Source organism: Bacillus cereus group sp. MYBK195-1 (genome assembly GCF_051916605.1).
Taxonomy (GTDB): Bacteria; Bacillota; Bacilli; order Bacillales; family Bacillaceae_G; genus Bacillus_A; species Bacillus_A cereus.
Genome location: NZ_JBQAGZ010000001.1, coordinates 1237093 through 1251017 on the forward strand (window position 1 = coordinate 1237093; position 13925 = coordinate 1251017).

A 13925-nucleotide genomic window follows, 5' to 3' on the forward strand; every position below is an offset into this window, starting at 1 on the left:
ATAAGGGGAGGGATGTTTACATATAAGTAGACGGGGATAATTCATATAGTAGTTAAAACAACAAGTTACTATAATAAAAAAATAAACATTTAGAAAATTTACAAAAATACTTTACAAATTTTTAAAAAATAGTAGAATATTAATTAATAAGAATTTTCTGATAACGAAAGTTAGTAGAGAAATTCTAAATGTTAATATCGTACATATAATTGGGGAGGGTACAAAAAATGAAGAGAAAAAAGATGAAAAAATTGACAGCGGTCGTAGCACCAGTTTTAGTAATGAGTATGGCATTAACAGCTTGCTCTGGATCAGGAGATAAAGAGAAGGCAAGCACAACACCGAAAAGTGGTGAAAAAGAAGGCGGAAAGCTAGCGGCGAAGCAAGTGCTTAATTTAACAGAGTCTCAAGAGATTCCATCTATGGACTCTGCTAAAGCGACAGACCAAGTATCGTTTCTAGCTTTAAACAACGTAATGGAAGGTTTATATCGACTTGATAAAGATAATAAAGCAACACCAGGAGTTGCTGAATCATATAAAAAGAGTGATGATGGTAAAAAGTATACATTTACATTAAATAAAAATGCAAAATGGTCAAATGGAGAGCCTGTAACAGCGAAAGATTTCGTGTTTGCTTGGAAACGTGCGGTAGATAAAAATACAGCAGCAGAATATGCATACATTATGTTTGATTTGAAAAATGCACAAGCGATTAATGAAGGAAAAGCTGAACTAGATACGTTAGGAGTAAAAGCTGTAGATGACTATACGTTAGAAGTAGAATTAGAAAATCCAGTTCCTTACTTTGTAGAATTAACTTCATTTGGAACATTTTATCCATTAAACGAGAAATTTGTAAAAGAAAAAGGTGAAAAGTACGGTTTAGAATCAGATACGACGTTATACAACGGACCGTTTACATTGACAGACTGGAAACATGAAGAAGGTTGGAAGTTAAAGAAAAATGCACAATATTGGGATAATAAAACAGTGAAGTTAGATGAAATCAACTTTAACGTAGTAAAAGATAGTGGTACACGTGTTAACTTATATGAAAGTGGACAAATCGATCGTTCAGGACTTACATCTGAATTTGTTGACAAATATAAATCAAACCCCGACTTCTTTACACAAAAAACACCGTCAACGTACTTCTTACGCTTAAACCAAAAACGTGGTGGGCAAGATACAGTGTTAAAGAGCAAAGATCTACGTTTAGCGATTGCAAAAGCGTATGATAAAAAAGGCTTAACGAACGTTATTTTAAATGACGGATCTACACCGGCAGATTACTTAGTACCAAAAGAATTTGCTAAGAGCCCAGATGGAAAAGACTTCCGTAAAGAAAATGGAGATATTTTAAAAACAGATGTGAAAAAAGCAAAAGAGCATTGGGAAAAAGCGAAAAAAGAACTTGGAAAAGATGCAATTACAGTAGAACTATTAAACTATGATGGTGATGGTGCGAAAAAAGTAGGAGAATTCTTAAAAGGAGAACTTGAGAAAAACTTACCAGGTTTAACAGTGAATTTGAAAAACCAGCCATTTAAACAAAAGTTAAAATTAGAATCAGATCTAGATTATGATTTATCTTACGCTGGTTGGGGCCCTGACTACTTAGATCCAATGACATTCATTGATATGTTCGTTACAAATGGCCCTCATAACCAAACAGGATATTCAAATCCTAAATATGATGAAATTGTACAAAAAGGTAAAGGTGAGCTATTAACGAAAACGAAAGAGCGTTGGGATAGCTTACTGAAAGCGGAGAAAATGTTATTGGAAGATGCAGCAATTGCACCATTATATCAACGTGGTGATGCTATCGTTCAAAGACAGAAAGTAAAAGGTATTGTTCACCATCCAGTTGGTGGAGACTACAGCTATAAATGGGCATATATTACAGAGGATAAGTAAGATGAGGGGCGTACAATACGCCCTTTTTTCTATGCACTTTTCTTCCGTGCTCGAATATATAAAATAAAAAAGGGAGAATCCCATGAAGCGAAACACATACATCGATTTCCTAGCTTATTACGGAATAGGAAGTGCTCATCCTGGTGGTTTTACGTTAACAAAACAATTGTTAGCACAACTGCCTTTTAAATATGGAGCGAATGTCCTTGAAATAGGTTGCGGTACGGGAAAAACAGCGGCATATATGACAAGGGAATTTGGTTATAAAGTAACAACTGTTGAAAAGAATGAAATTATGATTCAAAAGGCAAAAGATAGATGGTTGTTTGAAGGGTTAGATATACAATTAATTGAAGGAAGTGTAGAGCATTTACCGTGTTTGAATAACTCATTTGAGTTCGTACTTGGAGAATCAATCATCGCTTTTACAGACAAAGAAAGGGTTATCTCGGAGTGTTATCGTGTATTACAGCAGGACGGTAAGCTTGTTGTCATTGAAATGATTATTGATAGGCACATTGATAAGGGTGAGGAAGAAAAAATCGTCCAATTATATGGCATGAAAGAACTATTAACTGAGAAGGAGTGGGTACAATTATTTCAGAAAGCAAATTTTAAAAGAATTACAATTGCTGGTGGTGGCACGATTGCAGAAACAATCTCTGGCTATGTAGAAGAGCCAGAATGGAATGTATCCTCACATATTCCGAATGAGTTATATGAGGCGTGGATACAGCATGAAAATGTACGGCTTATGTACCAACACATTTTAGGGCATCGTATTTTTATATGTGAAAAATAAAGAAAAAGAGTTGGCTAAAGGTAGCCAACTCTTTACTATGTTAAATGAAAAATAATGCAGCTAATGTAATTCCGAAGATGAAACCAAATCCGAGTTCAACACCCCAGCCACAACCGCCGCCTCCCCAGCCGCCGCAACCACAACTACTACAACCACGACCGCCACATCCGCAGCTGCTGAATCCACCACCGCATCCGAATCCACAACTATCACACCTGCTAAGGCCTCCACAAAGGTCACAACCACCGTTTGCATAAGCGTCGTAGTATCCGAACCCTGAATCAAAAGATGAGCGCTGTTGCACCGGTTCGATCCATACAGAGTTTTGTGTCACATCGATTATTTTACCTAAATGTATACGGCCATCACGGTCTTCAATCCGAACAACTTTTCCGAAATAACGTTGGCATGTATCATAACATTTTTGTCTATGCATATTCTTTTCTCCTTCCGCATTACAGTAATACGATATGTAAGGGGGACAAGTGCGGCTTGTACGAATGCCCTATCTATCATAATTGTTATAGGAAAGGGGAAATATAAGAAGAGGATATATAAGGAGGAAAAGGCATGAAATCTACAGATCAGTTTCAGACATACGAAGTACCGTGGGAAGATTTTATTGAAGCGTTACGAGAGGAAATGAAGAAGCAAGTAGGGGCAGATATTATTGATACAGTAGTTTGCAATTTAGAAGATGGTTTTGAAGTGTATACATATGTGCAGGGGGATTTAGATTTTGAATATAAGGAAGCGCTTGAGAGAAAATACGGAAGTGATGCGAAGACACCTAATGTGTTAACGATAATGTTATTAGCTAGTATTTATAATACAAGTGAAGAGAATATACGCTTGCATGCGGATAATAAAGAGAATCCGATTGTTGAAGTGTATGTAAAGCAATGAAACACGCTGTGGAAGGCGTGTTTTTTATTTGTATGATAAAATGTTAGAAAATTGAGAAAGAAGGTGAAGGATTGGGAATTAAACATCTTAATTTAACAGTTACAGATGTAACAGCAGCTAGAGAGTTTTTAGAGAAGTATTTTGGTCTAATTTGTAGTGGAACAAGGGGAAATGGCTTTGCAGTTATGCGTGATAATGATGGATTTATACTAACTTTAATGAAAGGAAAAGAAGTTCAGTATCCAAGAACATTTCACGTAGGATTTCCACAAGAAAGTGAAGAACAAGTAGATAAGATAAATCAAAGATTGAAGGAAGATGGATTTTTGGTCGAGCCTCCTAAGCATGTCCATGCGTATACGTTTTACGTTGAAGCACCTGGTGGATTTACAATAGAAGTGATGTGTTAAGTCAAAAATCAAACTTTTTGTTATGTGTTTTTAAAATAAAAAGTAGGAAAAGTCTGTTTTAAGTGTGGAGCTTAAACAGGCTTTTTTACTTATAGTATCGGATAGAAAACGCTAGAAGGAATAATATTCAGTTCTTATAACTGTTTACATAATAAAATTATGCTGGGTTCGTTGTCCTAAAATACAAGTCATATATCTTGTTTCCTCTCATAAATTTAAACATAGGAATTTGTCTACAAAGGTGGCGAAGCCTCATCATGAAAATCCGAATTTGTGCCACGTTCATGTTGTTTCTATTTATATGTTTACCTTTATCAGCTTTTGCAAAAGGAGAGGAGGCAAAGGAAAGGGTCGTTTCACTTGTATATGACGATTCGGGCAGCATGAGAAATAACGATCGCTGGAAATATGCCAATTATGCTTTGCAAAGTTTAGTTGCGCTATTGGATGAAAAAGATAAATTTTCTTACGTTCCAATGAGTAAGCCGAATGATCCATTAAACATTTCGTTAACGAAGGATAAAAGGCAAACAGAAATTGAGGGAATTGGAGCGTGGAAAACGTATTTAAATACTCCATTTAGCGCGGTAGAAACGGCGATGCAATCTATAAAAAAGGAAGCAGATATAGATGGAAAACGTGAATTTTGGCTTATTGTATTAACTGACGGGGCATTTAATGATTTAGAGAAAGATAAGGTTGGCGGAAAAGAACAAATTTTGCAGAAATTAGCCCAGTTTAAGAAAGAAATGGATGCAAAAAAGATATCGTTACATCCAGTCTTAATTACGATGGAAGAAGATTTAGGACAACAAGAAAAAGAACAACTAAATACGTTCAAGGAAATATGGAAGAAAGAGATAAATGGTGTTACGATGCCGTCAAGCGGAGAAGATGGCATTGTAAAAAGTGTAAATCAAGTGGCAGCATTAGTTGCAAATCGTGATCCATTCTCCTCTGTTGAATCGATTGTAAAAACGAAAGTAGTGGGGAAAAGAGTAGAGATTACAACACCGTTTCCATTAAAGCGTATGACGCTTGTACGACAATCGCCTTCTCTGCCCGATTATCAGGTCACACAAATTTCTAAACCATTACAATTGCAATCTTCTTTTTCCATACATGCACCAGGAGAAGCAAAATTGTTCGGAAATATAGTTCATATAAGTACGGAAAATGAGGAAGTTATTAAACCAGGAACTTATACGATAGAAGTGGACCAGGACATTGAGAAAGAAGGACTACAAGTACTAGTTGAACCAGCGCTTAATTATACGGTTTCTACTTATGACAAAGATGATAGTAGTCAAAAAAATGTAGAGAAAATGTACGAAGGTGTTACTGCTGTTATTGAAGCAAAGCCTACGGAGTTGCCAGTTCAGTCTTCTTACTTTCAGGCAGAAGTAGAAATAGACGGAAAACAATATGCAATGAAGTGGGATGATAAGAGGCATGTGTTTTATTACGAAACGAAGCTTGGTAAAGGATTAGTACGCGGGAAAGTTCATATGAATATAAAGGGGTTTTATAGACAGACGAAAGAATTTAAAATTGAAACAGCTGAGAAACCGAAATTATCACTTCAAACTGTTACAAAAGATTATGAAGAAAAAGTGACAAATTTAGAGAATAGTAAACCATTTGTTTTACAACCACAGTTAGATGGCAAGTCAATGACAGAAGAAGCTGTAAAAAAACTATTAAAATCTACTGGTGTCACATCTAAACAATCAATCAATTATGAAATAAAGCAACATGGAAATCAAATCTATGTTTATCCTCGTCCCTATTACTCCGACACATTTAATTTTACAGATACCGGCACCGTAGAAGCTACCATCGTAATGCAGGATTCAAAATTACAAGAAGTAAAGAAAAACATAACATTCCATATTCAAGATGCTCCGTTTTATGAAAAATATGCGCTTATTTTTAAGTTTGTCATTCCTATCACTTTATTACTACTGGTAGTAGGAATCATTGTTTTAGGATGGATTGTTCGGCCAAGATTTCACCGGAAAGCACTACTGTATTATGAATGGGATCAAGAGGTAGCGAAAGATTGGCTATATCAATCTGAACCAGAATTACTTCGAAATAAATGGTGGAACCATTATTTTGGTATCCCATTTAGAGCAGAAAGAAAAACAGTGCAATCCGTTACGTTTATAGCGAAGAAAGGTTCGAAATCTGTCTTTGTAGCGAAAGAATCACAAGTAGTTGGAATGATTATTGATGGAATGTTTATAACAGAGGATGAAGTAGGAATGGAACATAAGACACTATATCCAAATGAACTTTTACTAATTGATAGAGGATATGGTAAAGAGATTTACAAGTACGAATGTGAATAGTAGGTAGGGATAAGAAGGGGATGGAGTATGGATTCTCTTTCCCTTTTTTCAAACAAGCAAGAATAGGAAGGTGGTTCACATGACATTACAAGTTCCAACAATATTAATTGGTTTAGGTGGAATCGGTAGTACTGTGACGCATCAAATATATGAAAAATTACCTGAAGAGCGCCGGAAAAAGGTAGCAATGCACGTATTTGATACAGATGTGAATACATTGAGTAAATTTGATCATATTCGAAAGTTTAAGACACAAACGAGTTCTAGTAAAACGCCCAGGGAGTATATTGCAGGAGATCCAACAATCCCAGAGTGGTTTCCGATGGATCCGACTATACTTGATAAACCATTAACAGAAGGAGCAGGACAGTTACGCGTCATTTCACGTTTAGCGTTACGTGCTGCGATGAAAGAAGATAAATTAACGTCCTTTTGGCAAGAAATTGAGAAAATTTTTCCGGTTACAAGTGATCAAACAGAATATGGTGTGCGTGTCATTATAGTAACATCACTAGCAGGCGGAACAGGTTCGGGGATGTTTCTGCAAATTGCATTATATTTACGTGAAATGCTTCGGAAAAAATTGCAGCATCATAACATTTTAATACGCGGTGCGTTTTTAATGCCGGATGTTTTAGTAAAGACGAGAACAGTTAGTGCGAAAGAGTTTGAAACGGTGCAAGCGAACGGCTATGCATCGTTAAAAGAATTACATGCTATTACGCTCGGTTCTACTGGAGAATTATCAAAACGCGGCGGTGTAACAATTGAATTAGAGTATCGCCCTGATCAAGTAGATGAAGACGGAAGAACGAATCATACAATTAAACAACATCATTTACCATACAATTATTGTTTCTTATACGATTATGAAAACCTACATGGACACCATTTACACAATTTATCAGATTATATGGAACAGATGGCAAATACAATTTATTTACAGTTATTTAGCCCGATGTCCACAAGTCATTTTGCACAGGAAGACAATCAAATTCAGCAATTAGCAGAATCAAGCGGAAAAGGGCGATATTGCGGGGCAGGAACGGCAAAACTCATTTATCCATATGAACATGTGTTAAAATATTGTGCTTTAAAATGGGCGGTGCAAGGTTTAGATGAATCGTGGCTTCATTTAGATCAACTGTTTCAAGAGAAGAAGCAAAGATACGATCAAGATGTAAAACGTGGGATGCAACGTGAAAAGCCGGAGAGAGGTAAAAGTTATTTAGAGGACTTGGAGCATCTTGCTACCCGTCCAGAGCAAGCTCATATTTTCTATAGACAAATGTACAATGAAACACGTGAAGGAGCAGAGGGTGGTAAGATCGGAGTTGCGAAATCAAAACTGTTTTTAGAAGCTGTAGAAAGTTATGTACAACGAACGGTGCAAAAAGATGAGGAATTAAATCGTCTGCAACATGAGTGTAAAATTTCAGCTGCGAAACTGAAAATGATGGAACAAATGAAAGGTGAAGTGGCAAGAGTGGATCATGCGGTTCGTTTATATGCGTATGCAATTCCGAGCCGTGTACATGAACATGTAACGACACTTTTATATGACATGATTGAATCAGACCGCTTTTCACCAAGTGGTTCTGAAGGGCAGTCCTATCAATTAAATACATGGTTTTTAAAGAAAACAGATCCAGTTCACCCAGTAGCAGCACGTTTTATGTTATATGAAATTCGAAAGCAGTTAGTGGAAAAAATGAATCGACTACATGAAAATAATGAACAAAAGCGTAATGTAATTCAAAACTACGATAAAAAATTTAATGTGGGTAATATCGATGGAACGGTAACGGCTGTACGCCGAGTAGAAATTGCTCAACAACAAGGCTGGTTCGGAAAAATGATTAATAATCAGCAACGTTTATTCAAAAGAGAATTTGAAGACATCGTAACGCAATATGTACACAAATTAAATGAATATCGAAAAGAAATGCTATTAGAACTTGTATATCAATCGCTATATCAAGCAGTTAATAAAATGATTCAATATTGGGAAAGATTTTTTGATAATTTACATGAAACACGTGAAAATTTACTGTTTGAGATCCAAAAGCGCAGTAAGGAATTTGAAGGGAAAACAAACCCGACGAATGTATATGTATTAGCTGAGGAACAGCTGCAAGAAAAGATATGGCAAGATATGCAGCAACATTTAAATTTAGGTGTACTACCGAAAGATATATCAGCGGAAATTTATATGAGTTTGTACGGGGAATATTGTCGTGATGCGAAAACAGAAGAGATTCAGTCGAAAAAGGTAGAGGATTTCTATCGAGAACATATACTGAGCTATTGTTATGACGAACTGCAAGTACGCTATCGTGATAAATTAGAACTGAATATCATTGAAGCGTTGCGAAAAGAAGCAGATTATAAGAAACGTGATCGCGATGAATACGTTCGTGAAAAAATTGAAGACCTGTTCCATTTAGCGAGTCCATTCGTTCCGAAAGTTGCTCATCATAGGGAATTACAATATTGGGGTATACATCCTTCTTTAAAGAAAGAGCTGCAAGAGGAATTAATTCAAGAAATGTTTAAAGAAAAAGATACAGTACATGAAGCCTTTTCGCCATTTGAAGTAATCTGTTATCGAGCGCATTACGGCTTATCGCTGCAAGATTTTCCTAAATTATCATCAGGACATATTTCAAACGGATTTATGAATGATAAAGGTGACTATTTCCAATCGTATTATCGCCGTGTAAATAAATTAAATAGTAAAAAATCTAGTTTAACGCCGCATTTAGATAAGTATTGGCACTTACCAGCCTTTATGCCAGATTTAAACGCGACTCAAACAAAATTAGATTATGATAAATGTAATCGTGCATTACTATACGCATATATGTATCGCTGGATTAGTTTAGTTGCTGTTGATGGACAATTTGTGTATCAATATAACGGTGTAGGACGTAGCTTTTTAATTCAGTCGATGGGGAAAAATATTTCAAGCGAAAGTTATAAATTACACAGAGCATTGCTTCATAATCCGTTTATTTATGAAAACATCTTGTCACGATTTGAAGAAGAGCAAGAAAAGGCGATGATACAAGGTGGACATTTATATACACATCCGTTCGTATTAGGAGCCCAAGATGTAAGATGGCTTAGAAAAGAACATGTCCACAATCTTTTAGATATGATTTTAATGTATGACCGTGAAGCGAAGTATGATCCGACATTAGAAGAAACATCAGATGAATTATTAAGACTATTCCTCGATGAAATCGAGTTGTATTTCCAGAACTATTACGGTACAGGTGCCGATATGGTGGCAAAGAAAGAGAAAGAAATGTTTATTAAACAATTGTGGGATCGCTCGCATGCAAAAGGATATGTAGATCCAAATAGCGCTCCGTATAAAAAATGGCAAAATTTATTAAGTGTTCAAGATGAAGAAGAAACGCCAAAAACGAATGTATAATGAATGAAAAGGGAATCCTTAAAAGTGGCAATACAACTTTAGAAAAGAGGGATTCTGATGCCGTTTTTAGGAAGTGTATATCAAATATTTGGATTGTATCCAGAAATTTATTATGGAATGATTTCAGCTGAACTTGCAGAGCAGCAAGGATTGGAACAAGCGGAAAACGAAGAACCAGAAACAGAAGTATAACTGTATAGGAAGCTTCAAAATAAAAATGATAATACGCTACTTGCTCTTTAGACGTATGAGAGCAAGTAGCGTGTTTTTTCTATTTAATAATCCCATTTTCTAAAATTTTAATAGTTGGTGCCACTTTCACATTAGCTTTTGAAAAGGCACTTGGCCAATCATCTTCAACTTGTTTCCATTCTTTATAGCGAAATGCTCTCGCATAATCACCAAATCCGAATGGATCGAGTTGCTGTTTCTGAATTTTGTGGATTAATTCGTTTAAATCTTTGTTTAGTTGTTTTGTAATAAGAGAAGTTAATTTTTTTCTATCACTATCTATATCCATGTTGAATGTAAGTTCAGATACGGCAATTTTTAAATCCATTTTAATATTAAATTTGAATCGGTTATCGCTATAGTCTGTACCGATATCATGATTCATACTAAGAACGTTTATTGTTATAAAATCGTTGCCCTTTGTATCTTTTAGATGGCTATTACTTTCAACTAAATTAGAGGGGATTTTCATTGTAAGTGAAACGGGTATATTAGCTTTCTTTTGCACCATAAGAAGAAGGGCGCTTTCATAGCGAGTTAAAGACATCTTATAAGCTCCACGAGAGGTTAATAGTGCCGAACCAGTAACAATAACATCTTTCTTCCCTTTTTTTATTTCTGAAATAGCAGGAGTTACCCCTTTATTAAAAGTTTGTCTATGAAATTCATGGAATGTCGTAAACACGGTCCGATTGTATAGTTTGTTCGTATTAATTAAATCTGTTAAATATTCAGGAAGAGCAGGCTTATCTTTGAAATTATTATATATAACAGAAGAAACGGGGCCATCTACTGCAACCATGCGCATATTTCCTGTATTTTTAGGATCGCGATACCAAACATCCAGATAAGGCATAGCTCCTTCTTGTTTTAAAAAATTCGTGCTAAACAATATGAGCTGTAACTTTTCTGTGGACACTAAACCGCTGCTTGAACTGTTAAACGTATCTTTTGCTTCTCGGGGTGTATGTACTTTCGCTTCATGAATTTCGTACTTTTTCTCTACATCTTCATTAAAAATAGGATTTACGTGATACACAATTAATTTTCCTTTTGCTTTTGAGTCAAAACCGTAAATTAATGAGATGGATTGTTTTTCTAAATCAAGCCGATCTTCACAACCTGCTAAAAAAATTATGAGAAAACAAAATATAATAAAACGAATAAAGCGTCTCATTTAAACTTTTCTCCTTTTCCAATGCTGATAAAGTGTCATGTATAAGAGAAATACAACCGGGAATAGAAAAACGATAAAATAACTAGCAGTTCCCCAAAATTCCCGCAACGCACTTATCTGATAAGAAGAAGGGATATAAAAGAATAAGATGAAAATACACCCGAATAATAAAAAATAAATAGGTAATGAACTCCCTTTTTTGTTAAGTAATTGATTAATTCCATCTGAAGCAGTGAAAATATAAGGAATACAGGAATCAAAAATAATAAAGAGATAAAATGATAAAAAGATAATTTCAAATCGCTCAAGAAATGAGAAGTGAAACGGTGTAACAAGAGAAAGAGTCGGCCATAAAAACTTTGTTATACCATCTGGACTAAAATAAATAAAAGAAACGAACGTGATTTGAAGATAAATAAATAACGTAATCAAATTCGCAATAATAATTCCTTTTTTTGCAGATGCTTTGTTAGTTAAATAAGGATAAAGGACAAATGCAAACTCGAATCCGAGAAACGCAATGATAGTTGATTTCACGGTGTTTAGAATTGGTAGCCATCCTTCCTTGATGAGAGGAAGAAGATATATAAAATGCCCATCTTTAAGAGGAATAAATAATAATAATGGCATCCAAAGTGTAAAGATGACAGTAAAAACAGCAAAGCGACTAATAATAAGTGCCCCTTTACATGCAAGCATAAGCATTGGAATGGATAACAAAATCATAATTAAAGACATAGGAGATCTAGGTAAAATCCAAATATGAATAACGTATAAGAGGGAAAAAATTAAGGAAACAGCTGCGAGTACAGCATATAAAATCCAAAAAATCATTACTACTCTTCCTAGCCATTTTCCAAGATAACGTATCAGCACATCAAGTAAAGTATATCCTGGATGTTTTTCCATGATTTTTACAATACATAGACTGACTAAAGTGGTAATGACACATCCGATAATAATAGACATCCAGCCATCTGTATTCGCTCCTTGTGCAACTTCACGCGGAAGTGTAAGTACGCCGAACCCGACTTGAACACCACTAATAGTTAAAATGTATTGAAATAAAGTGATCTCCCTCTTTGCACGTTTTGTCACTTATTCTCCTCCTTTTCCTCAACATCTCTTTGCCGGTTATCTTGTTTTAATTGTAGAGATAGTGGCCGTTTCTTCATAATTTTCCATGGGAAACGTACAAGGGTATCTTTTAAATCCGAAGCATATGACGGAGAAAAAGGACTACCATATGGCACACCAAGTGATTCCATAGAAAGAATATGGATGATAATAATTGCCATTCCAACCATAATTCCAATGACGCCAAATAAAGAGGCGGCTATCATCATTGGGAATCGAAGAAGCCGAATTCCTGCTGACATTTCTAAGTTGGGAATAATGAAAGAGGCAACCGCAGTAATTGATACGACGATAACCATAACGTTACTAACAATCCCAGCTTGAACCGCAGCTTGTCCAATTACAATTCCTCCTACGACGCCGATTGTTTGTCCAACAGGTCCAGGGAGCCGAATCGCTGCTTCTCGGAGCATTTCGAGAACTAATTCCATTAATAAAGCTTCTAATATGGGGGGGAAAGGAATTTTGGCTCGAGATTCTCCAATCGTTAACAACAATTTGAGCGGAATCACTTCATAATGGAAGGAAATCATAGCAATATAAAGAGCAGGAGCAAATATTGCAATAAATAGCCCAGTGAAACGAAGGAGTCGTATAAAAGATGGAATCATAGGTCTGAAGCTGTAATCATCTATCGTCTGGAAAAAGGATGAAAAGGTCATAGGTCCTATTAATACGCCTGGTGAGCGATCTACAATAACGGCAATTCGCCCATCTAGAATATGATGTGCTGTTGTGTCAGGACGTTCAGTTATTGATAATTGCGGAAAGAGAGTAAAGGAATTATCTTCAACAAACCCCTCTAATTCACCAGTAGTAAGAATCGCATCAACTTTTACTGACTCGATACGGGATGCCATTTCTTTTACGACATTTTCGTTCGCAACATCTGCTAGATAAAGCAAAAAAACCTTTGAAGTAGCTCGTTCACCAACAGTGAATTCCTTCACTTTCAATTCGCGATTTGGAATATATCGACGAATAAGTGCAAGGCTGTCGCTCGCTACTTCATTAAATCCTTCGTGTGAGCTTTTTATGGAGCTCTCTGTTGTAGGTTCTTCAATACTCCTTTTTGGTGCCGCTTGCGTATCAAGCTCTAAAGCGGATAGTTGCCCGTTTATAAATAAAATACTTTTGCCGTGTAAAAGAGATTGTTCAATGTCTGTCCACTGTTGAACTTTTTTTATATTTCCGATAGAAACAGAAGCTTCCCAAAAATCGTCTTCATTCCACTCTTTAAATAAGAGAGGACGAAGAATGTTTACGTTAATAACAGTTTTGTCTACAAGTCCTTCCATATATATAAGTGCAGCTTCCTGTCCGTTTTTTAATGGAAAAGTGCGTGTTATTAATTCTGGAATATCGCTAAACAGTTTGGACAAGTGCTTTAAATTAAGGGAAAGGGAAGAAGAGATAGATTTATTTAATGCGTAATCAGCTTGCTCTTGGGTAGAAAAAGATTTTTCACCACGAATCCATTTATTAAAAGACCCCATTTGTTCGCTTACTCCTTGTTATGTTTTATATGGGTTATTATGGATAGT

The 13925-nt window shown here is 35.7% G+C and carries 11 protein-coding genes; 7 read left to right on the forward strand and 4 right to left on the reverse strand.

The genetic code is table 11. The features are described 5' to 3' along the window. Nucleotides 1-227: 227 nt before the first annotated feature. Together ACTFRY_RS06610 and ACTFRY_RS06615 are read left to right on the forward strand one after the other, a co-directional pair. On the forward strand, nt 228-1922 hold the full coding sequence (locus tag ACTFRY_RS06610; protein ID WP_000823447.1) for a peptide ABC transporter substrate-binding protein: 1695 nt from the start codon (nt 228-230) through the stop codon (nt 1920-1922). Between the two features lie 82 nt (nt 1923-2004). Then, the gene (locus tag ACTFRY_RS06615) at nt 2005-2724 is read left to right on the forward strand and encodes a class I SAM-dependent methyltransferase (protein ID WP_000828253.1); all 720 of its coding nucleotides are present in this window, start codon (nt 2005-2007) and stop codon (nt 2722-2724) included. Nucleotides 2725-2764: 40 nt separating this feature from the next. On the opposite strand, the gene ACTFRY_RS06620 is transcribed toward ACTFRY_RS06615, so the two are convergent. Beyond that, a complete protein-coding gene (locus ACTFRY_RS06620; RefSeq protein ID WP_000554977.1) occupies nt 2765-3160 on the reverse strand; it encodes a hypothetical protein in 396 nt (131 codons plus the stop codon). A gap of 134 nt (nt 3161-3294) precedes the next feature. Between ACTFRY_RS06620 and ACTFRY_RS06625 the strand changes: the two genes are divergently transcribed. From ACTFRY_RS06625 to ACTFRY_RS06645, 5 genes are all read left to right on the forward strand, one after another. Beyond that, on the forward strand, nt 3295-3630 hold the full coding sequence (locus ACTFRY_RS06625) for a hypothetical protein (RefSeq protein ID WP_000842885.1): 336 nt from the start codon (nt 3295-3297) through the stop codon (nt 3628-3630). Between the two features lie 71 nt (nt 3631-3701). Continuing rightward, nucleotides 3702-4040: a VOC family protein gene (locus tag ACTFRY_RS06630; RefSeq protein ID WP_000511521.1), complete on the forward strand. Its 339-nt coding sequence runs from the start codon at nt 3702-3704 to the stop codon at nt 4038-4040. A 257-nt stretch (nt 4041-4297) separates the two neighbouring features. After that, a complete protein-coding gene (locus ACTFRY_RS06635; RefSeq protein WP_000702059.1) occupies nt 4298-6394 on the forward strand; it encodes a vWA domain-containing protein in 2097 nt (698 codons plus the stop codon). 79 nt (nt 6395-6473) lie between these two features. Beyond that, complete coding sequence (locus tag ACTFRY_RS06640) at nt 6474-9836, forward strand: tubulin-like doman-containing protein (RefSeq protein ID WP_086391346.1); 3363 nt, start codon at nt 6474-6476, stop codon at nt 9834-9836. A gap of 57 nt (nt 9837-9893) precedes the next feature. After that, on the forward strand, nt 9894-10028 hold the full coding sequence (locus tag ACTFRY_RS06645; protein WP_001116174.1) for a hypothetical protein: 135 nt from the start codon (nt 9894-9896) through the stop codon (nt 10026-10028). Between the two features lie 79 nt (nt 10029-10107). On the opposite strand, the gene ACTFRY_RS06650 is transcribed toward ACTFRY_RS06645, so the two are convergent. Genes ACTFRY_RS06650 through ACTFRY_RS06660 form a run of 3 tightly spaced genes read right to left on the reverse strand, consistent with a single transcriptional unit; the run spans nt 10108 to nt 13877 of the window. After that, complete coding sequence (locus ACTFRY_RS06650) at nt 10108-11244, reverse strand: Ger(x)C family spore germination protein (RefSeq protein WP_098617162.1); 1137 nt, start codon at nt 11242-11244, stop codon at nt 10108-10110. After that, nucleotides 11245-12342, reverse strand: coding sequence for an endospore germination permease (locus ACTFRY_RS06655; protein ID WP_016118450.1), 1098 nt, complete (start codon nt 12340-12342; stop codon nt 11245-11247). Continuing rightward, entirely contained in the window at nt 12339-13877 is a 1539-nt protein-coding gene (locus ACTFRY_RS06660; RefSeq protein WP_098617161.1) for a spore germination protein, read from the reverse strand. Before ACTFRY_RS06660 ends, ACTFRY_RS06655 begins: the two co-directional genes overlap by 4 nt. Nucleotides 13878-13925 lie beyond the last annotated feature (48 nt).

What these genes read in the sequence shown, in the direction of transcription:
- ACTFRY_RS06610 (WP_000823447.1), top strand. Translation starts at nt 228, where the DNA reads ATGAAGAGAAAAAAGATGAAAAAATTGACAGCGGTCGTAGCACCAGTT.
- ACTFRY_RS06615 (WP_000828253.1), top strand. Translation starts at nt 2,005, where the DNA reads ATGAAGCGAAACACATACATCGATTTCCTAGCTTATTACGGAATAGGA.
- ACTFRY_RS06620 (WP_000554977.1), bottom strand. Translation starts at nt 3,160, where the DNA reads ATGCATAGACAAAAATGTTATGATACATGCCAACGTTATTTCGGAAAA.
- ACTFRY_RS06625 (WP_000842885.1), top strand. Translation starts at nt 3,295, where the DNA reads ATGAAATCTACAGATCAGTTTCAGACATACGAAGTACCGTGGGAAGAT.
- ACTFRY_RS06635 (WP_000702059.1), top strand. Translation starts at nt 4,298, where the DNA reads ATGAAAATCCGAATTTGTGCCACGTTCATGTTGTTTCTATTTATATGT.
- ACTFRY_RS06640 (WP_086391346.1), top strand. Translation starts at nt 6,474, where the DNA reads ATGACATTACAAGTTCCAACAATATTAATTGGTTTAGGTGGAATCGGT.
- ACTFRY_RS06645 (WP_001116174.1), top strand. Translation starts at nt 9,894, where the DNA reads ATGCCGTTTTTAGGAAGTGTATATCAAATATTTGGATTGTATCCAGAA.
- ACTFRY_RS06650 (WP_098617162.1), bottom strand. Translation starts at nt 11,244, where the DNA reads ATGAGACGCTTTATTCGTTTTATTATATTTTGTTTTCTCATAATTTTT.
- ACTFRY_RS06660 (WP_098617161.1), bottom strand. Translation starts at nt 13,877, where the DNA reads ATGGGGTCTTTTAATAAATGGATTCGTGGTGAAAAATCTTTTTCTACC.